The sequence below is a fragment of the Bordetella sp. BOR01 genome (genome assembly GCF_019218885.1).
GTDB lineage: Bacteria > Pseudomonadota > Gammaproteobacteria > Burkholderiales > Burkholderiaceae_B > Bordetella_A.
Window position 1 is genome coordinate 954,645 of the sequence record NZ_JAHUWT010000002.1, and the last position, 20,042, is coordinate 974,686.

Below are 20,042 nucleotides of genomic sequence, written 5' to 3' on the forward strand. Positions count from 1 at the left end.
ACGCCGCCACCTGCTCAACCTCAAGAGAGGAGACAACGATGAAGCAAGGCAATGCCGTCAAGGCGCTACTGGCCGCCGCCATCCTGGCCGCGTCGGGCAGCGCACTGGCCCAGACCAAGCTGAAGTGGGCGCATGTGTATGAGACCTCCGAGCCGTTCCATACCAGCTCGGTGTGGGCCGCGCAGGAAATCGAGAAGCGCACCAATGGCCGCTATCACATCGATGTGTACCCGGCATCGCAACTGGGCAAGGAAAACGACATCAACCAGGGCCTGACGCTGGGCACGGTGGACATGATCATTTCGGGTTCCAGCTTTGCCGCCAAGAGCTTCCCGCGCATCGGCGTCACCTATTATCCCTACACTTTCCGCAGCCCCGAGCACCTGCTGGCGTACACCAAGAGCGATATCTACAAGACGCTGACCAAGGGGTACGAAGAAAAAAGCGGCAACCACATCGTGGCCACCACCTATTACGGCACACGCCATTCCACGTCCAACCGCGCCTTCACTACTTGCGAGGGAATGCAGGGTTTGAAAATGCGCGTGCCCGACGTGCCGGCGTACCTGGCCATGCCGCGCGCTTGCGGGGCCAACACTTCGCCCATTGCGTTCGCCGAGGTCTACCTGGCCTTGCAGAATGGCACGGTCGAGGCCCAGGAAAACCCGCTGACCACCATCGAGGCCAAGAAGTTCTACGAGGTGCAGAAGAACATCGTGCTTACCGGGCATATCGTCGACCACCTGAATACCGTCATCTCGGGCAAGCTCTGGAAGAGCCTGTCGGAAGAGGACCGCAAGATCTTCGCTGAAGTGGCCCAGCAGGCCGCGGCTACCGCATCGGTCGAAGTGGCCAAGCGCGAAAAAGACCTGGTCGAAGTGTTCCGCAAGAAAGGCCTGAACGTGGCCGAGGTCGATACGGGGGCGTTCCGCGAGATCGTGCTGAAGAAAGTGCCGTTCGAGCAGTACGGATACGAAAAGGCCGACTGGGAAGCGATCCAGGCGGTCAAGTAGGCCGGCCGGCGGGGCCGCCGCGCGCGGCCCCGGCTGTCAGCAACCGACAGGGAGAACGCATGCACGTCAATACCGGGGCCGGCTCGCCCGCCATGGCCCAATACCGCAACGATGGCGAAAGCGCCGTCGCCGAGCCGCATCAGGCATCGGTCGAGTCCATCGTCCACAGTTTCGAAGAGGCCGACCAGCACCAGCATGTGGACTTGTCGGGCTACGCGTTCGAGGACTGGTTTTGCCTGGCCCTGTTCTGGGTCATGGGGGCCTTGGTCTTCCTGCAGTTCTTCACGCGCTACGTGCTGAACAATTCCTTCGCCTGGACCGAAGAACTGGCCGTCTATGCATTGATCGGCGTGGTGTTCATGGGGTCGGCCATGTGCGTGCGTGCCTGCCGCCATATCCAGGTCGACTTCCTGTACCGCTACCTGCCCAAGAGGCCGGCCCGCGTCCTGGCCACGCTGATCGACCTGCTGCGCACGCTGTTCTTCGGCTACGCCGTGTGGCTGGTGTACCGCTATATCGACCTGGTGGGCGTGGAACCCATGACCACCATCATGTGGGACAAGGCCTACGTGTACTGGCTGGCGCTGGCCGGCTTCGTGATGATGTTCGTGCGCTCGGTGCAGGTCAGCGTGCAGAACTGGCGCCAGGGCTATTCGTCGCTGGAAAACCCCGCCGCCTATCAAAGCCTGGACTGAGCCACGCACTAGGAGCCCACATGGGAATTCTGATCGGAACCTTCCTGTTGTTGATGATCTTCGGCGTGCCGGTGGCGGTGTCCATGGCCGGCGCCTCGTTGTTTTTCGTGCTGTGGTCGGGCAGCGTGCCCGACGTCGTGGTCGCGCAGCGCATGATCGCCGGCGTCGAGTCGTTCCCGCTGCTGGCCGTGCCGTTTTTCATCCTGGCCGGCAACTTGATGAACATCGCCGGCATCACCGGCCGCATCTACAACTTCGCCGTGGCCCTGGTGGGCTGGATGCGCGGCGGGCTGGGGCAGGTCAACATCATCGGCTCGGTGGTATTCGCCGGCATGTCGGGCACGGCCATCGCCGATGCCGCGGGCCTGGGCACCATCGAGATCAAGGCCATGAAAGACCATGGCTACCAGACCGAGTTCGCGGTGGGCGTTACGGCCGCGTCGGCCACGCTGGGGCCTATCTTGCCGCCGTCGCTGCCGTTCGTCATCTACGGCATGATGGCCAATGTATCGATCGGGTCGCTGTTCCTGGCGGGCGTGGTGCCTGGCGCCGTGTTGACGCTGCTGATGATGTTCACCGTGGCTTACTTCGCCCGCAAGAACAACTGGGGCGGCGACGTGCCGTTCGACTGGAAGCGCCTGGGCGGCGCATCGGTGGAAGTGGCGGTGGTGCTGGCGTTCCCGCTGAGCATCTGGCTGATGACCCGCTACGGTGTGTCGGCCAATGTCGCCACGCTGATCGCCTTCGCCGCGTTGCTGGCGGCCGACTGGTATTTCGATTTCTCGGCGGTGATGGCGCTGATGGCGCCCGTGATCCTGATCGGCGGCATGACCATGGGGTGGTTCACGCCCACCGAGGCCGCCGTGGCGGCGGTGATCTGGGCCTTGTTCCTGGGCCTGGTGCGTTATCGCTCGATGACGCTGCGCACGCTGGCCAAGGCCACCTTCGACACCATCGAGACCACCGCGTCGGTGCTGTTCATCGTGACGGCGGCCTCGGTGTTCGCCTGGCTGCTGACCACCACGCAGGCGGCGCAGACGCTTACCGACGCGATCCTGGCGGTTACCCAGAACAAATGGGTGTTCCTGCTGCTGGCCAATTTGCTGATCCTGGTGGTGGGTTGCTTCATCGACACCATCGCGGCCATCACCATCCTGGTGCCCATCCTGCTGCCGCTGGTGCTGAAGCTGGGTATCGACCCCATCCACTTCGGCCTGGTCATGACCCTGAACCTGATGATAGGGCTGCTGCATCCACCCTTGGGCATGGTGCTGTTCGTATTGGCGCGGGTGTCCAGGTTGTCGGTCGAGCGCACCACCATGGCGATCCTGCCCTGGCTGGTGCCGCTGTTCCTGGCGTTGATCATCATCACCTACGTGCCCAGCGTCAGCATGTGGCTGCCCGACCTGGTCGGGGGGCGCTGAACGGGGTGGCATCACAGAAGGAGGGCAGGGCATGGCGGGCAGATTGGAAGGAAAGGCCGCATTCGTCACCGCGGCCGGCCAGGGCATCGGCCGCGCCACCGCGCTGGCCTTCGCGCGCGAGGGCGCGCGGGTGGTGGCTGCCGATGTGAACCCCCAGGCCCTGCTGGGCCTGGAAGGGTGCGCGGCGCGGGTGCTGGATGTGACCGATGCCGAGGCCGTGCGGCGCACGGCAGCCGAGGCCGGGCCGATCGACGTGCTGTTCAATGGCGCGGGCTTCGTGCACGCGGGCACCATCCTGGACTGCGATGAACAGGCGTGGGATTTTTCGTTCGACCTGAACGTGCGCGCCATGTACCGGCTGATCCGCGCCTTCCTGCCCGGCATGATCGAGCGCGGCGGCGGTTCTATCATCAACATGGCGTCGGCGGCTTCCAGCGTGAAGGGCGTGCCCAACCGCTTCGTCTATGGCACGACCAAGGCGGCCGTGGTGGGGCTGACCAAATCGGTGGCGGCCGACTTCGTGGGGCAGGGCATACGCTGCAACGCCATCTGCCCCGGCACGGTCGAATCGCCTTCGCTGCGCCAGCGCATCGCCGAGCAGGCACGCGCCAGCGGCCAGGCCGAGCAAGCCGTCGAGGCCGCCTTCATTGCGCGCCAGCCGATGGGGCGCATCGGCCGCAGCGAAGAAATCGCCGCCCTGGCGCTGTACCTGGCCAGCGACGAATCGGCGTTCACTACCGGCACTGCCCAGGTGATCGATGGCGGCTGGTCCAATTAGCGTGCCACCCAAGGCCTGATTCCATTTACTTCTGACAAGGACACGGCATTCATGAAACTGTTGCGCCATGGCGCCAAAGGCGCCGAGAAACCCGCCCTGATCGATGCCCAAGGGCGCGTGCGCGATCTGTCGGGCACGATCGCCGACATCACCGCCGACACGCTTTCCGAAGCCGCGCTGGGCCGCCTGCGCGCGCTGGACCCGGCCAGCCTGCCCATCGTCGAGCAGCCGGGCCGCATCGCGCCGCCCTGGGCCGGCTTGGGCAAGTTCGTCTGCATCGGACTCAACTATGCCGACCATGCCGCCGAATCCGGCTTGCCGGTACCGCAGGAGCCCGTCATCTTCATGAAGGCCGCCAGCGCCCTGATCGGTTGCAACGACCCGGTCGTGTTGCCACGCGACTCGGTCAAGAGCGATTGGGAAGTCGAGCTGGGCGTGGTCATCGGCCGCCGCGCGCGCTATGTGTCCGAAGCCGATGCGCTGGCGCACGTGGCCGGCTATTGCGTGGTCAATGACCTGTCCGAACGCGAATACCAGATCGAACGCGGCGGTACCTGGGACAAAGGCAAGGGCTGCGACACCTTCGGCCCGGTGGGGCCATGGCTGGTCACCGCCGACGAAGTGCCCGATCCCCAGGCGCTGGCCTTGTGGCTCGAGGTCAACGGCCAGCGCATGCAGGACGGCAGCACGCGTACCATGGTGTTCGGCGTGGCCGAGCTGGTCAGCTACGTCAGCCGCTTCATGACGCTGTACCCCGGCGACCTGATCAGCACCGGCACGCCGCCGGGGGTGGGCATGGGCCAGAAGCCGGCCGCCATCTACCTGAAGCCCGGCGACACCATGCGCCTGGGCATTGCCGGCCTGGGCGAGCAGCAGCAGCGCGTGCATGCCTGGAACCCGGAACTGATCGACGGCTAGGCCCCCGCGGGCCCAGCCGTTCCGGAGCCAGATCATGAACGCCACCACCGATACTCCCGTCATCCGCATCCACCCCGCCGACAATGTTGTGATCGCGCGGCGCCAGCTGGTGGGCGGCACGCCGCTGCCTGCCGAGGGCATTACCGTGGCCGGCCTGGTGCCACCCGGGCACAAGGTGGCCGCGCGCGCCATTGCCGCAGGCCAGCCGGTGCGCCGCTACAACCAGATCATCGGCGTGGCGCGGCAAGACATTGCGCCGGGCCAGCACGTGCACACACACAACCTGGCCTTCTCGGATTTCCAGCGCGACTACGCCGTGGGGCATGACGCCCATGCCACCGACTACATCGCCCAGCCGGCCACCTTCGATGGCATCGTGCGGCCGGATGGCCGCGTGGCCACGCGCAATTACATCGGCGTGCTGACCTCGGTCAACTGTTCGGCCACGGTGGCGCGCGCCATTGCCGACCACTTTCGGCGCGATATCCATCCGCAGGCGCTGTCCGCCTACCCCCATGTGGACGGCGTGGTGGCCCTGACGCACGGCGCGGGCTGCGCCACCGGCAGCGATGGCGAGCCCCTGCGGGTGCTGCGCCGGACGCTGGGCGGTTATGCGCGGCATGCCAACTTCGGCGCGTTGATGGTGGTGGGACTGGGCTGCGAAACCAACCAGATAGACGGCCTGATGGAACAGGAAGGCCTGCACGAAAGCGGCTGCCTGCATACGTTCAGCATCCAGGGCACGGGCGGCACGCGCCGCGCCGTGGCGCGCGGCATCGAGCTGGTCGAGCAGATGCTGGAAGATGCCAACTGTGCGCAGCGCCAGCCGGTACCGGCCAGCCACCTGACGGTAGGCCTGCAATGCGGCGGGTCCGATGGCTATTCGGGCATCAGTGCCAATCCGGCGCTGGGCGCCGCAGTGGACTTGCTGGTGCGCCACGGCGGCGCGGCCATCCTGTCCGAAACCCCGGAAATCTATGGCGGAGAACATCTGCTGACGCGCCGCGCCGTATCGCCGGCCGTCGCCGACAAGTTGCTGGCACGCTTGCGCTGGTGGGAAGACTACTGCGTGCGCAACGATGCCGAAATGGACAACAACCCCTCGGCCGGCAACAAGGCCGGCGGGCTGACCACCATACTGGAAAAATCGCTGGGCGCCATTGCCAAGAGCGGCACCACCAACCTGGTCGATGTCTACGAGTATGCGCAGCCGGTCACGGCGCGGGGGCTGGTGTTCATGGATACGCCCGGCTACGACCCCGTATCGGCCACCGGCCAGGTGGCCGGCGGCGCCAACCTGATCTGCTTCACCACCGGGCGGGGCTCGGCCTACGGCTGTGCGCCCTCGCCGTCGCTGAAACTGGCTACCAATACCGAGTTGTGGCGGCGCCAGGCCGACGACATCGATATCAATTGCGGCGAAGTGGTCGATGGCCGCAGCGACGTGCAAACCATGGGCGAGCGGATTTTCCGGCTGATGCTGGATACCGCCTCGGGCCGGCGCAGCAAGAGCGAGATCCACGGCTACGGGCAGAACGAGTTCGTGCCCTGGCAGTTGGGGGCGGTGATGTAGCGCATTTCACGCCGCACCGGCGCGCGGCGCGGGGCCGCGGCCTTGTCCATTTTTATGGGTTCTTCATGAAGATCAGCAACGCACGCGTCATTGTCTGCAGTCCGGGCCGCAACTTCGTTACCCTGAAAATCGAAACCGATGAGGGCCTGGCCGGTATCGGCGATGCTACCCTGAACGGCCGCGAACTGGCCGTGGCAAGCTACCTGGCCGATCACGTGGTGCCCTGCCTGATCGGGCGCGACGCGCACCAGATCGAAGACATCTGGCAATTCCTGTATCGCGGCGCCTATTGGCGGCGCGGGCCGGTCACCCTGTCGGCCATCGCGGCGGTCGATACCGCGCTGTGGGACATCAAGGCCAAGGCGGCCGGCATGCCGCTGTACCAGCTGCTGGGCGGGAAAAGCCGCACCGGCGTCATGGCGTACGGCCATGCCAATGGCCGCGATATCGACGAAACCGTCGACGAGGTGCTGCGCTATCGCGACATGGGCTATCGCGCCATTCGCGCGCAAAGCGGCGTGCCGGGGTTGAATGCCGTATACGGCGTGGGCCGCGGCCGCATGTTCTACGAGCCCGCCGATGCCGACCTGCCGTCCGAGCACGATTGGTCCACCGAAAAATACCTGGACCATGCGCCCAGGCTGTTCCAGCGCGTGCGCGATGCTGTGGGCTGGGACACCCACTTGCTGCACGATGTACACCATCGGCTGACTCCCATCGAGGCCGGGCGCCTGGGCAAGGCGCTGGAACCCTATCGCCTGTTCTGGATGGAAGACGCCACGCCCGCCGAGAACCAGGAAGCCTTCCGGCTGATCCGCCAGCACACTGTCACGCCGCTGGCCGTGGGCGAGATCTTCAACACGGTGTGGGATTGCAAAGACCTGATCCAGAACCAGCTTATCGACTACATCCGCGCCACCGTCGTGCATGCGGGCGGCATTACCCACCTGCGCCGCATTGCCGACCTGGCGTCGCTGTACCAGGTGCGCACCGGCTGCCACGGCGCCACCGACCTGTCGCCCGTGTGCATGGGCGCGGCGCTGCATTTCGATTTGTGGGTGCCCAATTTCGGCATCCAGGAATACATGCGCCATACCGACCAGACTGACGCCGTGTTCCCGCATGCCTATACCTTTGCCGATGGCATGCTGTACCCGGGCGATGCCCCGGGCCATGGCGTGGATATCGACGAGCGGCTGGCCGCCCAGTACCCCTACCAGCGTGCCTACCTGCCGGTGAACCGGCAGGCCCACGACGGCACGCTGTGGAATTGGTAGCACCATGGCGCCGCGCCTGAATGCCGCCGGCCTGGCGAGGTTGCCGGCCGGCATAGGGCGTCCGGGCTACGACCGCGCACACTTGCGGCCCGGCATCGTGCACCTGGGCATCGGCGCCTTCCACCGAGCCCACCAGGCGCCGCTTACCGACCTGGCGCTGGCCGCCAGCGGCGACCTGCGCTGGGGCATCGTGGGCGTGTCGCTGCGCAGCCCCGCCACGCGCGACGCGCTGGCGCCGCAAGACGGCCTGTATACCTTGTCGCTGCGCGACGCCGATGCGGTGGGTGCACCGCGCGAGTCGCTGGCGGTGGTGGGCGCGGTGCTGCGCGTGCTGGTGGCGGCCGAGAATCCGGATGCCGTGCTGGCGCAGATCGCGCATCCGGATACGCGCATCGTCAGCCTGACCGTTACCGAAAAAGGCTACAGCCGCGAGCCGGCCAGCGGGCGCCTGCGCCACAGCGATCCCGACATCGTGCACGACCTGGCGCACCCGCGGGCGCCGCGCAGTGCCATCGGCATGCTGGTGCATGGCCTGGCGCGGCGCCATCGGGCTGGCCTGCCGCCCGTGACGCTGCTGTCCTGCGACAACCTGCCGTCCAATGGCGACACGCTGCGCGGCCTGGTGCTGGAATTCGCCGCTGCCTGCAACCCGGCCCTGCATGACTGGATCGCAACACACTGCACCTTTCCCAATTCCATGGTCGACCGCATCGTGCCGCGCACTGCCGATGCCGACCTGCAGCGCATTGCCGCGCACCTGGGCATGGAAGACGCGTGGCCCGTGGTGGGCGAACCCTTCCTGGAATGGGTCATCGAAGACCACTTCGCCGCCGGCCGGCCGGCCTGGGACCAACCCGGCGGCGCGCGCTTCGTGGCTGACGCCGCGCCCTTCGAACACCTGAAGCTGCGCATGGTGAACGGCCCGCATTCGGCGCTGGCCTACCTGGGCGCGTCCGCGGGCCTGGCCACCGTCAGCCAGGCGATGGCCGACCCGGCGCTGCGCGGCTACCTGGATACGCTGATCGGCCTGGAGATCGCGCCCACCCTGCACGCGGTGCCGGGCGTGGACCTGGCCACGCTGCGCGCGCGGCTGCTGGCGCGCTTTGCCAACCCGGCGCTGCCGCACCGTACCCAGCAGATCGCCATGGATGGCTCGCAGAAACTGCCGCAGCGCCTGCTGGGCACGGTGCGCGACCGACTGCGCGCGGGCGCCGGCTGCTCCCGGCTGGCCTTGGCCGTGGCTGCGTGGATGCATTATCTGCGCGGCCATGACGAACAGGGTGATGCCTATGTCGTCCAGGATCCGCTGGCCGGCGAATTGCAGGCGCGCCTGGCGGCCGCGGGCCAGGGCGAAGATGCCGATCTGCGGCGCGCGCGCGCCTTGGTCGGCTATGCCCCCGTGTTCGGCGACCTGGCCGGGCACGACCCATTCATCGCCGCGGTGGCGTGCCATGCCGCCGCCTTGCGTCGGCGCGGCGCGCGCGCCGCAGCCCAAGAGGCCACATGACCGGCTCCACCGTGTTGCGCCACTGCGCTGCGCCTGCCTTGCGTGACTGGGGCCGGCGCTGCCTGGTTGCCATGGACGTGCCCGATGCCGATGCCGCCTGCCTGGCCGACAGCCTGGTGCAGACCAGCCTGTGGGGCGTGGATTCGCATGGCATCGCGCGCCTGCCGCACTACCTGAACCGCCTGGCACGCGGTTCCATCCTGGCGCGGCCCGACGTGCGCATCGTGCGCAGCGGTCCCGCCACCGCGCAAGTGCATGGCGGGCAGGGCCTGGGCATCGTGGTGGCGCATCGCGCCAACCGGCTGGCCATGGACATTGCGCGCGAAACCGGCGTGGCCGCCGTCGGGGTCAGCGATTCCTCGCATTGCGGCGCCGTGGGCCTGTACAGCCGCGCCGCTGCCGCCGCCGGGCTGGTGGGCCTGGCGTTCACGCATTCCGATTCCATTGCCGCGCCGTTCGGCGGCCATGTTCCGTTCCTGGGCACCAATCCCATTTCGGTGGCGGTGCCGCGGCAGGATGGCCCGCCCGTGTGCCTGGACATGGCGTCCACTGCCATTCCCTGGAACCGCGTCATGAACGCGCGCCGCGAGGGCCATGCATTGCCCCCCGGGGTGGCCCTGGACGAAGCCGGGCGCGATGCTACCGACCCGCAGGCCGTGCGCGCCCTGCGTCCGCTGGGCGGCCCGCAGCAGGGCTACAAGGGCTATGGCCTGGCGCTGATGATCGAATTGCTGTGCGGGCCGTTGAACGGCAATCCGTTCGGCCCGCACCTCTCGCCCATGTACGAGCAACTGGACGTCGCCCGTCGATTGGGTGCATTCTTCATTGTGATCGACCCCGCGCGCTTTGCCGGTGGCCCGTTGCTGGGTGCGGCAGTCGCGCAAATGGCCGGTGAACTGGCGGCCCAGCCTGGGCAGCCGCGCATGCCGGGCGACCCGGAACAAGCCGCCCAGGCGCAGCGCTTGCGCGATGGCATTCCCGTCGAGCCCGGGCTGTGGCAGGAAGTCCTGCTCTGGAGCGAGCGCTTGCGCACGCCGCCGCCCGCTCTTGCATGACGGGTTCGGCGGGCATGGCGCTTGCTAGCCCATCCGCCGCCATCCCTTTTTCGCAGGCAGGAGCTTTCCCCATGTCTTATCCCTCTGGCGACGTACCCTGTAAGGCCGGGCAGGCCGGCGGCGTACCGATCACATTGCGTGTCAATGGCGAAAGCCATGCGCTGGTCCTGGACCCCCGCGCCACCTTGCTCGACACTCTGCGCGAGACGCTGCACCTGACCGGCACCAAGAAAGGCTGCGACCACGGCCAGTGCGGGGCCTGTACGGTGCACGTGGAAGGCAGGCGGGTCAACGCCTGCCTGATGCTGGCGGCCGCGGCCGGCGGCAGCGACATCACCACCATCGAAGGCCTGGGCAGCGCGCAGTCGCTGCATCCGCTGCAGGCCGCTTTTGTCGAGCGCGACGGCTACCAGTGCGGCTATTGCACCGCCGGGCAGATCATGTCGGCGGCCGCCTTGCTGCACGAGCCGTGCGGCGACAGCGATGACGAGGTGCGCGAACTGATGAGCGGCAACATCTGCCGCTGCGGCGCCTACGCCAACATCATTGCCGCCATCCAGGACGTGCGCGGAAAAAGGTAAGCAGCATGCACAGCTTTCACTACGCGCGCGCTGCCGACATCGACGAAGCCATGCGCCTGGCCGCGCCTGCCGGGCCCGGACGACAGGTGCGCTTCCTGGCAGGCGGCACCACCCTGGTCGACCTGATGAAGCTCGATATCGAGACGCCCACCCACGTCATCGATATCAACGGCCTGGGGCTGGACCAGGTCGAAGTCCTGCCCGGCGGCCAGGTGCGCATCGGCGCCCTGGTGCGCAACGCCGACCTGGCCCGCCATGCGCACATCGCGGCGCACTATCCCGTGCTGTCGCAGGCGCTGCTGGCCGGCGCCTCGGCCCAGCTACGCAATATGGCCACCACCAGCGGCAACCTGCTGCAGCGCACCCGCTGCGTCTATTTCCGCGACCGCGCGGCCCGTTGCAACAAGCGCAGTCCCGGCAGCGGCTGCGATGCCCTGGGCGGGCACAATCGCAACCTGGCCATCCTGGGCGCCAGCGCGCACTGCATCGCCACCAACCCGTCCGACATGAACGTGGCGCTGATGGCGCTGGGCGCCACGGTGCACGTGCAAGGCCCCGGCGGGGCCCGCGACATCGCGCTGCAAGACTTCTACCTGTTGCCGGGCGACAGCCCCCAGCGCGAGACCGTGCTGCAGGCAGGCGAACTGATCACCCATGTCAGCCTGCCGCCCCTGGCGCCGGATACCCGTTCCAGCTACTTGAAGCTGCGCGACCGGGCCTCGTATGAGTTCGCCCTGGCCTCTGCCGCCGTGGTGCTGCAGGCCCGCGACGGCAGCATCGTGTCGGCCGGCATTGCCCTGGGCGGCGTGGGTACGCGGCCCTGGCGCTGCCCGCAAGCCGAGCAACTGCTGGTGGGGCAGGTACCCGGCGCCCGCCAGTACCAGCAAGCCGCGCAGGCCGCCTTGCAGGATGCGGTGGCGCAAAGCGAGAACGGCTTCAAGATCGAGCTGGCGCGCCGTTGCCTGGTCCACGCCCTTTCCACGACCCTGCCGCCGCAGTAAGGAAGCGCATCATGGATCATCCCCGTTTGTCTCATCCCGATGCCATAGGCCAGCCATATGCGCGTATCGACGGTCCGGCCAAAGTCAGCGGCGCGGCCGGCTATGCCGCCGATTTCATGCTGCCGGGCATGCTCTATGCCGTGCCGGTGTGCGCCACGATCGCCCATGGCCGCATTACCGGCCTGGACACCGAAGCCGCGCAAGCCATGCCCGGCGTGCATACGGTGCTGCACCAGGGCAACCGCCCGCCGCTGTATCGCGCCGCCAGCGGTTCGATCGACGAAGCCCGGCCGCCGCTCGATGACGATATCGTCCGCTACTACGGCCAGTATGTCGCCCTGGTCGTGGCCGACACGCTGGAACAGGCCCAGGCCGCGGCCAGCGCCGTGCAGGTCAGCTACGACGCGCAAGCGCCCGATGTCTCGCCGCCCGCCGATGAAGACACGCCCACCGTGGAAAGCGAACGCGGCGACGCGCCCGCCGCCTATGCCAGCGCACCCGTGCAGTTCGACGCCGTCTACACCACGCCGGTCGAGACGCACAACTCGATCGAGCTGCACGCCTGCGTGGCCGATTACGATGGCCAGGCCTACACGCTGTATGAAACCTCGCAGGGCGTGGTGAATCACCGCGACGTGGTCGCGCAGATGCTGGGCACCGGCAAAGAGCACGTGCGCGTGATCTCGCGCTACCTGGGGTCGGGGTTTGGCGGCAAGCTCTGGCCCTGGTCGCATTCATTGCTGGCGCCTGTGGCGGCCCGCCTGCTGGGCCGGCCCGTCAAGCTGGTGCTCAGCCGTGCCATGACTTTCCACAGCGCCGGCCATCGCCCGTACACCCGGCAGCGCATACGCCTGGGCGCCACGCCCGAAGGCAGGCTGGTATCCCTGCAGCATCACTACCTTAGCCAGGTATCGATGCTGGACAAGTATCGCGAGAAATGCGGCGAAGCCACGCCCCGCATGTACAGCACGCCCAATCTCAAAGTCTGCTGGGGCCTGGCGCGGCGCCACGTCGGCGCGCCCACCTCGATGCGCGGCCCGGGCGCGGTGCCGGGCATGTACGCCCTGGAATCGGCCATGGACGAACTGGCTGTCGCGCTGGACATCGACCCGGTAGAGCTGCGCCTGCGCAACGAACCCGAGCACGATGAGGGTGTTGGCCTGCCATTTTCTTCGCGCCACTTGCGCGAGTGCCTGCAGCAAGGCGCCGAGCGCTTCGGCTGGCAGCGGCGCCAAGCCGGCGTGGGCGCGATGCGGCAGGGCGAAGAGGTGCTGGGGTGGGGCATGGCCTCGTGTTCATGGCTGGCCCTGCGCATGCCTACCGATGCCACCGTGACGCTGCATGCCGATGGCTCGGCCCGCCTGGTATGCGCCACGCAGGATATCGGCACCGGCACCTACACCGTGCTGGCGCAACTGGTCAGCGCCGAAACCGGTATCGGGCTCGACCGCATCCAGGTCGGCCTGGGCGATACGCAGTTGCCGCCGGGGCCGATCTCGGGCGGTTCGGCCGCCACGGCTTCCTTCATTCCCGCCGCACTCGAGGCCACCCGCAACGCGGTGCAGGCCGCCTGCAAGCTGGCCGTGCGTCCGCAAGGCCCCTACGCCGGCAAGTCAGCCAAGGAACTGGCCGTGCTGGCGGGCCGCCTCCGGGTGGCTGCCGACAGGGCCGACGCCGGTGTTCCGCTGGCCCAGGTGCTCAAGGCCGCCGGCGTGGCCAGCGTATCGGGCGATGGCCACGCCGGCAGCGGCAAGGCGCTGAAAAAACAGTATTCGATCAATTCCTATGGCGCGCATTTCGTCGAAATCGCCTGGCACCCGGCCACGGTGCGGCTGCGGGTATCGCGCGTGGTAACCGTGATCGACGGTGGGCGCATCCTGAACACCCGCACCGGACGCAACCAGATCGAAGGCGCCATCGTCATGGGGGTGGGCATGGCGATGCTGGAGCACACGCACTACGACAGCCGGTCGGGCGCGCCCGTCAACAGCAACCTGGCCGACTATATCGTTGCCACGCATGCCGACGCGCCCCGGCTGGACGTCAGCTTCCTGGACTACCCCGACTACATCTGGAACGAGGTCGGCGCACGCGGCATCGGCGAGATCGGCCTGGCCGGCATCGCGGCGGCCATCACCAACGCGGTCTATCATGCCACCGGCGTGCGCGTGCGCGACCTGCCGGTGCGCATCGAAGACTTGCTGTAGGCGCGTGCCGGGCGCAGCTACCAGTGCACGCCCAGGCCGGTGCTGTAGATGGATTCGTTCAGGCTCTGGAATGTGCTGCTGACTTGGCTGCGGGCATATTTCAAGTACAACGACATCCAGCTGTTCACGTTGTAGCGTACGCCGGCCTCGCCATTGATCGCGATTCGCGCATCGCCCTCGAAAGGCCGCATCAGTTCGCCCTTGGTGAACAGTTCGAATTCCTTGCCGCTGAAGTACCGTACATAGTCCCAGCGCAGGCTGCCGGCATAGGCCGCATCGCTGCTGCCGTCGCTATAGCCATAGTGCACCCGGCCCAGCAGGGCCGACAGCGAGAACGCTCCCAGCTCGTTGTCCCAGAACTGGTAGCCAGGCCCGGTGCCGTAGGCGGTCTGGCGGTTCAGGTCTTCCACCCAGTCGCGCCGGTGCATCAGCCGCACTTGCCAGAACGCCTTCTCGGTCAAGAAGCGGTCCAGCGTGTAATCCATGCCGAGGTTGTTGGTATTGACCCCGTCGTCTTCCCTGCTGTGCAGGTAGGCGCCATTGAATTGGTGCCGCCACCAGCCGTGACGTATCGTGGTGTTCAGGGTAGCGGAATAGTCCTGCGTGTCGTTCGAGGCGGTTCGTTTATTGGCTGCCAGGTCCACGTGCCCGGTCACCGAGGTTTCGCGCAGGAACGGACGTGGCCGCACCAGGCTCTCCAGCGACTTCAGCGGCACATCCTCCTTCACGGGCTGGACGATATCGGCCTCGCGGCGCACCCCATCGAGCACGACGGTGCCCGGCTCGGCGCTGACCAGCTTGGCGCGGTAGTCGTGTGCCATGGATGCGTCGCGGATGACCAGCGGCGTGTCGCTCTGCAGGGTCTTCACATGGTCGAACGCAATGCGCAGGTCGCCGCCGTAGTCGGTATGGATCAGCAGATAACCATTGTCCAGCGACTGGATCGTGCCGGTCAGGCGGTCGCCGTTATCCAGCCATACGGTGTCGGCGCAGGCCGGTCCGGCCGCCAGGGCCAGCACCAGCGCAACCAGGCGCCAGCGGCGGGGAAGGGAAGGTAGCGATGGGGCGGGCGATAGCAGTCGGGGCATGGGCGGCGGGTGGCATGGCAAGCCCCTATCCTAAACGGACTCGCCCCGGGCCGTGTGACCGTTCTTGTCCGTGAGACCTCTTACTTCCTATACGGTGCCCGTGCCGGCGCCGGTGGGCTGGGCCTGCTTTTGCCGGCTGCCAAAGCGTTCGGCGAACTGCCGCGTGAACACCGCGCCAAAGAAGAAAATCTGCGCCGAATAGTAGATCCACAGCAGTAGCGCGATCAGCGAGCCGGCCGCGCCGTAGGCCGACACCGTGCCCCCGCGGCCCAGGTACAGGCCGATGCCCCACTTGCCCGCCAGGAACAGCGCGGCGGTGACGATCGCGCCGGGAATCACGTCGCGCCACGGAATGGTGATGCTGGGCAGCAGCTTGTACACCACCGCGAACAAGGCGGCGACCACCGCGAACGAGAACAGATTGGCCAGCCACCCGGCCAGCGTCGCGAAGGCCGAGTTCGTCCACAAATCGCCGTAATAGGCCTTGGCCCCGCCCAGCGCGGCGTTCATCATCAGCGATATCAGCAGGAACAGCGCCAGCACCAGTACCAGTCCGAACGACACCATGCGGCTGCGCACCATGCCTTGCAGGCCTGACTTGCGCTGGTCGGTGGCGTCCCACAGTTCGTCCAGGCTGGCCTGCAGTTCGGCAAAGGCCGTGGTGGCGCTGAAGATCAGCACGGCAACCGACAGCAACGCCGCCAGCCAGCCGCCACCCGATTCGCGCGCGCTGGCCAGCACCGTCTGGATGACCTCGGCCCCCCGTGCGCCGGTCAGTTCGCGTACCTGGGCGAACAGTTCCGAGCGCACCGCCGCTTCGCCAAAGAAAATGCCCGCCACCGCAATCACCAGGATCAGCATGGGGGCCAGCGAGAACACCATGTACAGCGACAGGGCTGCGCCCTTGCTGGCAGCCCGGCGGCGCGACCACTGCTTGGCCGACTCGGCCAGCAGCCCATAGATCTCCGAGGGACGCAGCATTCTCAGCAAACGGGGCGGAATAGTCATGGCGCTCATCGTGCAGTCGGAATGTTCCATTGTAGGGTGGGCCCTGGCCCGGCCACAATTCGCAAGCCGCGTGCCCGCGCCCCTAAGTAAAACACCCCCAAGGGCGAACCCTTGGGGGTGTTTGTCTGGCGTATCCCCGGAGCGACCCGGGGATGCTCGCAGCAGTGACGCGAACTTAGAAGTCCATGCCACCCATGCCGCCCATACCGCCGGGCATGGGAGGAGCAGCGGGCTTGTCTTCAACCAGTTCAACCACGGCGGCTTCGGCCGTCAGCAGCAGGCTGGCCACCGAGGCGGCGTTCTGCAGGGCGGTGCGGGTCACCTTGGTGGGGTCCAGCACGCCTTGTTCGACCAGGTCGGTGTACTCGCCGGTAGCGGCGTTGTAGCCGTAGTTGCCCTTGCCCTTGAGCACCGTGTCGACCACCACGCTGGCTTCTTCGCCGGCGTTGGTAACGATGATGCGCAGGGGTTCTTCGACTGCACGCAGGATCAGCTTGATACCCGCGTTCTGGTCAGGCGTGTCGCCCTTCAGGCCGGCAATGGCTTGCTTGGCACGCAGCAGCGCAACGCCGCCGCCAGCCACCACGCCTTCTTCCACCGCGGCACGGGTCGCGTGCAGGGCGTCTTCGACGCGGGCCTTCTTTTCCTTCATTTCGACTTCGGTGGCAGCACCGACGCGAATCACGGCAACGCCGCCGGCCAGCTTGGCCACGCGTTCTTGCAGCTTTTCACGGTCGTAGTCCGAAGTGGCTTCTTCGATCTGGACGCGGATCTGCTTGACACGCGCTTCGATCGACTTGCTGTCGCCAGCGCCGTCGATGATGGTGGTGTTTTCCTTGCCCACCTCGATGCGCTTGGCCTGGCCCAGTTCTTGCAAGCCAGCCTTTTCCAGCGACATGCCGGTTTCTTCCGAGATGACCACGCCGCCCGTCAGGATGGCGATGTCTTCCAGCATGGCCTTGCGGCGGTCGCCGAAGCCAGGCGCCTTGACGGCGGTGGTCTTCAGGATGCCACGGATGTTGTTCACAACCAGGGTGGCCAGGGCTTCGCCTTCGACGTCTTCAGCGATGATCAGCAGCGGACGGCTCGACTTGGCAACTTGTTCCAGCACGGGCAGCAGGTCGCGGATGTTGCTGATCTTCTTGTCGAAGATCAGGACGTACGGGTCGTCCAGGGCAGCAACTTGCTTGTCGGGGTTGTTGATGAAGTAGGGCGACAGGTAGCCGCGATCGAATTGCATGCCTTCGACCACGTCCAGCTCGTTGTCCAGCGACTTGCCGTCTTCGACGGTGATGACGCCTTCCTTGCCGACCTTGTCCATCGCGTCGGCGATGATCTTGCCGATCGAGTCGTCGCTGTTGGCCGAGATCGAGCCAACCTGGGCGATTTCCTTGCTGGTGGTCACCGGCTTGGATTGCTTGACCAGTTCAGCCACGGCAGCGGCCACGGCCTTGTCGATACCGCGCTTCAGGTCGATGGGGTTGAAGCCGGCGGCAACGTACTTCAGGCCTTCTTGCACGATGGCCTGGGCCAGCACGGTGGCGGTGGTGGTGCCGTCGCCGGCGTTGTCCGAGGTCTTCGAGGCAACGTCTTTGACCAGCTGGGCGCCGATGTTCTCGAACTTGTCTTTCAGTTCGATTTCCTTGGCAACCGACACGCCGTCCTTGGTGACGGTGGGGGCGCCGAACGAACGCTCGAGCACAACGTTGCGGCCCTTGGGGCCGAGGGTGGTTTTGACGGCATTGGCGAGGATATTCACGCCGCGAACGATGCGAACGCGGGCGTCATCGCCGAACAGGACTTGCTTGGCAGCCATTGTGAGCTTCCTTCGAAAATTCGGTTCAGGTAATTACTGGATCACGGCGAGGATTTCTTCCTCGCGGATGACGAGCAGCTCTTCGCCATCGACCTTGACCGCTTGGCCGGCATACTTGCCGAACAGAACCTTGTCGCCAGCCTTCAGGTCAACCGGCAGCACTTTCCCGTCTTCGGTCTTCTTGCCCGGGCCAACGGCAACGACTTCGCCTTGGTCCGGCTTTTCAGCGGCGCTATCGGGGATAACGATGCCCGAGGCAGTCTTGCGCTCGTTGTCCAGGCGTTTGACGATCACGCGATCGTGCAGGGGACGCAGGGCCATGAGGAACTCCTGTTTCTATAGAGAGAAGGTGAAATGATCGGATTCAGGCCGAGAGGGTGTTAGCACTCAGCGGCAGCGAGTGCTAATTATAGGGATGATGCGGCAGGGTTCAAGGGGGGGAAGGGGTGTTGTTACATTTTGGGTTGTCGATTCGATGGCCAAACTGCTTTCTTCGTAGCGCGAGGCCCAGGCGCTTTAGCGTTGGCGTCAATGATCACCTCGACGCTTGAGTTGCGCGGGAAACGCGTGCTGATCCGCCGGAAGGGGTCCAAACTCATCATTGAGCCCATTGTTGGACCAAGGAACATAGTCGAGCTGCTGGCCCAATGGCGAAAAGACGAGCCGCTTGGGCCGGAGGATCAATTCCCCGACATCGCTGATACTCCGCTGCGGCCAGAGCGCGTACTCAGCGCACTGGGTCGCGGCTCAACAGAAGCCAGCCGGCAATCCCCAGCATGGCCGCGCCCAGCACGCCTTCCTGCGCACGCAAGAACCAGGGGTTGCGCATCAGCCACCCCCGGATGCGCGAGGCGCCGTAGGCAAAGGTCGCACCGGTTGCCAGGCCCAGGATCTTGGAGATCAGCGCGAGGATCAGCATCTGCACCCAGATCGGGCCTCGGCTGGGGTCGGCGAACTGCGGCAGGAAGGCCACCAGGAACAGGAAGACCTTGGGATTCAGCAGATTGGTGAACAGGCCCTGCCAGTAGGCGTCGCGCAGCGACGATGCCTGGGCGCCGACCGCCAGGTCATGCCGGCGGGCGCAGCGGCGCAGGGCGCGCACGCCCAGGTAGACCAGATACAGCGCGCCCAGGATCTTCACCGCTGCGTACAGCGTGGGCGAATGCTGAAAAAGGGCGGCCAGGCCAAAGACCACCAACGGGATCTGGATGAAGCCAGCCGAGGAAGTACCAAGCACGCTGAACCAGGCGGTACGAAACCCCTGCGTCATGCCGCGCGTCAGCGTCAATGCCATGTCCGGCCCCGGCGTCAACTTGAGCGCCATGTCGGCGGCCAGGAACAGCAACAGCATTTGCAGGCTGGGCATGATCTGATGCTACGTCACAGGGATGGCAAATATTGTATTCCTGGCTTGAGCTCATCCTGGCCATGGGGTCGTTTGCCCGGCAGCGCCTGCCGCCCACCGCCATTCTGGCTGGGCCCTTGCATGCCATGGCGATGGCTGGGCACGATATATGCGACACCGTATTCCCGAAGGTCGTGCAGGCAATGCCTGCGCGGCCATCGACTACCCAGGAGACGGATATGGCCGATCGTATTGTCAAATTGCTGAATGATCTAATCGAGACCTCGAAAAATGGCGAAAAAGGCTTCACCGCTGCCGCGGGCGACACCAAGACGCCGGAATTGCAACAGGCATTCCAAAGCCGTGCGCGCGATTGCGCCTCGGGCGCCGCCGAATTGCAAACCGTGGTCAGCCAGTTGGGCGGCAAGCCCGAGGACAGCGGAAGCGTTGCCGGCGCGGTGCACCGGGGCTGGGCCAATTTGAAGGCCGCGGTTACCGGCCGCAGTGATGTGGCAATTCTCGAGGAATGCGAACGCGGCGAAGACGTCGCCAAGGCGGCGTATGCGGATGCACTGAAAGAAGAGCTTCCGGCCGAGGTCCGGACAGTTGTCGAACGCCAGTACCAAGGCGTAGTGCGCAATCACGACCAGATCCGCGACCTGCGCAACCGCTACCGGGCTACCTCATAGCCGCGTCGCGTCGTCACATTCGTCGCTTCTGCCGCGCCCTTTGGCCGCTGCAGAAGCGATGGGTGCC

18 protein-coding genes are annotated in these 20,042 nt (G+C 66.3%); 13 read left to right on the forward strand and 5 right to left on the reverse strand.

Going from position 1 to position 20,042, the window contains the following annotated elements; translation table 11 throughout:
• Positions 1–38 precede the first annotated feature (38 nt).
• The 12 genes from KW845_RS12285 (at position 39) to KW845_RS12340 (ending at position 14,029) form a co-directional block, all read left to right on the forward strand.
• Entirely contained in the window at positions 39–1,013 is a 975-nt protein-coding gene (locus KW845_RS12285) for a sialic acid TRAP transporter substrate-binding protein SiaP (protein ID WP_218369495.1), read from the forward strand.
• A 59-nt stretch (positions 1,014–1,072) separates the two neighbouring features.
• Positions 1,073–1,708, forward strand: a complete 636-nt coding sequence (locus tag KW845_RS12290) for a TRAP transporter small permease (RefSeq protein ID WP_218369496.1) — start codon at positions 1,073–1,075, stop codon at positions 1,706–1,708.
• 20 nt (positions 1,709–1,728) lie between these two features.
• A complete protein-coding gene (locus KW845_RS12295; protein ID WP_218369497.1) occupies positions 1,729–3,132 on the forward strand; it encodes a TRAP transporter large permease in 1,404 nt (467 codons plus the stop codon).
• 31 nt (positions 3,133–3,163) lie between these two features.
• Positions 3,164–3,910 (forward strand): SDR family oxidoreductase, encoded by a 747-nt coding sequence (locus KW845_RS12300; RefSeq protein ID WP_218369498.1) that lies wholly within the window; start codon positions 3,164–3,166, stop codon positions 3,908–3,910.
• A gap of 51 nt (positions 3,911–3,961) precedes the next feature.
• A complete protein-coding gene (locus KW845_RS12305; protein WP_218369499.1) occupies positions 3,962–4,828 on the forward strand; it encodes a fumarylacetoacetate hydrolase family protein in 867 nt (288 codons plus the stop codon).
• A gap of 34 nt (positions 4,829–4,862) precedes the next feature.
• Positions 4,863–6,401, forward strand: a complete 1,539-nt coding sequence (locus KW845_RS12310; RefSeq protein ID WP_218369500.1) for a UxaA family hydrolase — start codon at positions 4,863–4,865, stop codon at positions 6,399–6,401.
• Between the two features lie 65 nt (positions 6,402–6,466).
• The gene (gene manD, locus KW845_RS12315; RefSeq protein ID WP_218369501.1) at positions 6,467–7,678 is read left to right on the forward strand and encodes a D-mannonate dehydratase ManD; all 1,212 of its coding nucleotides are present in this window, start codon (positions 6,467–6,469) and stop codon (positions 7,676–7,678) included.
• Between the two features lie 4 nt (positions 7,679–7,682).
• A complete protein-coding gene (locus KW845_RS12320) occupies positions 7,683–9,185 on the forward strand; it encodes a mannitol dehydrogenase family protein (protein WP_218369502.1) in 1,503 nt (500 codons plus the stop codon).
• The gene (locus KW845_RS12325) at positions 9,182–10,240 is read left to right on the forward strand and encodes an Ldh family oxidoreductase (protein WP_218369503.1); all 1,059 of its coding nucleotides are present in this window, start codon (positions 9,182–9,184) and stop codon (positions 10,238–10,240) included. The genes KW845_RS12320 and KW845_RS12325 overlap by 4 nt, the downstream gene beginning before the upstream one ends.
• Positions 10,241–10,311: 71 nt before the next feature.
• Entirely contained in the window at positions 10,312–10,821 is a 510-nt protein-coding gene (locus KW845_RS12330) for a (2Fe-2S)-binding protein (RefSeq protein WP_218369504.1), read from the forward strand.
• A 5-nt stretch (positions 10,822–10,826) separates the two neighbouring features.
• Positions 10,827–11,822 (forward strand): xanthine dehydrogenase family protein subunit M, encoded by a 996-nt coding sequence (locus KW845_RS12335; protein WP_218369505.1) that lies wholly within the window; start codon positions 10,827–10,829, stop codon positions 11,820–11,822.
• Positions 11,823–11,833: 11 nt separating this feature from the next.
• Positions 11,834–14,029, forward strand: a complete 2,196-nt coding sequence (locus KW845_RS12340) for a xanthine dehydrogenase family protein molybdopterin-binding subunit (protein WP_218369506.1) — start codon at positions 11,834–11,836, stop codon at positions 14,027–14,029.
• Between the two features lie 17 nt (positions 14,030–14,046).
• Here KW845_RS12340 and KW845_RS12345 read toward each other — a convergent pair whose 3' ends face one another.
• From KW845_RS12345 to KW845_RS12365, 5 genes are all read right to left on the reverse strand, one after another.
• The gene (locus tag KW845_RS12345) at positions 14,047–15,117 is read right to left on the reverse strand and encodes a DUF481 domain-containing protein (protein WP_218369507.1); all 1,071 of its coding nucleotides are present in this window, start codon (positions 15,115–15,117) and stop codon (positions 14,047–14,049) included.
• An 87-nt stretch (positions 15,118–15,204) separates the two neighbouring features.
• Positions 15,205–16,125 (reverse strand): YihY/virulence factor BrkB family protein, encoded by a 921-nt coding sequence (locus KW845_RS12350; RefSeq protein ID WP_218369508.1) that lies wholly within the window; start codon positions 16,123–16,125, stop codon positions 15,205–15,207.
• A 175-nt stretch (positions 16,126–16,300) separates the two neighbouring features.
• Positions 16,301–17,941, reverse strand: coding sequence for a chaperonin GroEL (groL, locus tag KW845_RS12355; protein WP_218369509.1), 1,641 nt, complete (start codon positions 17,939–17,941; stop codon positions 16,301–16,303).
• Between the two features lie 33 nt (positions 17,942–17,974).
• Positions 17,975–18,262, reverse strand: coding sequence for a co-chaperone GroES (gene groES / locus KW845_RS12360; RefSeq protein ID WP_209156792.1), 288 nt, complete (start codon positions 18,260–18,262; stop codon positions 17,975–17,977).
• A gap of 406 nt (positions 18,263–18,668) precedes the next feature.
• Positions 18,669–19,307, reverse strand: a complete 639-nt coding sequence (locus KW845_RS12365) for a LysE family translocator (RefSeq protein ID WP_218369510.1) — start codon at positions 19,305–19,307, stop codon at positions 18,669–18,671.
• Between the two features lie 218 nt (positions 19,308–19,525).
• Here KW845_RS12365 and KW845_RS12370 point away from each other — a divergent pair, with 218 nt between their 5' ends.
• Positions 19,526–19,975, forward strand: a complete 450-nt coding sequence (locus KW845_RS12370) for a PA2169 family four-helix-bundle protein (protein ID WP_218370016.1) — start codon at positions 19,526–19,528, stop codon at positions 19,973–19,975.
• The last annotated feature ends 67 nt before the right edge of the window (positions 19,976–20,042 follow it).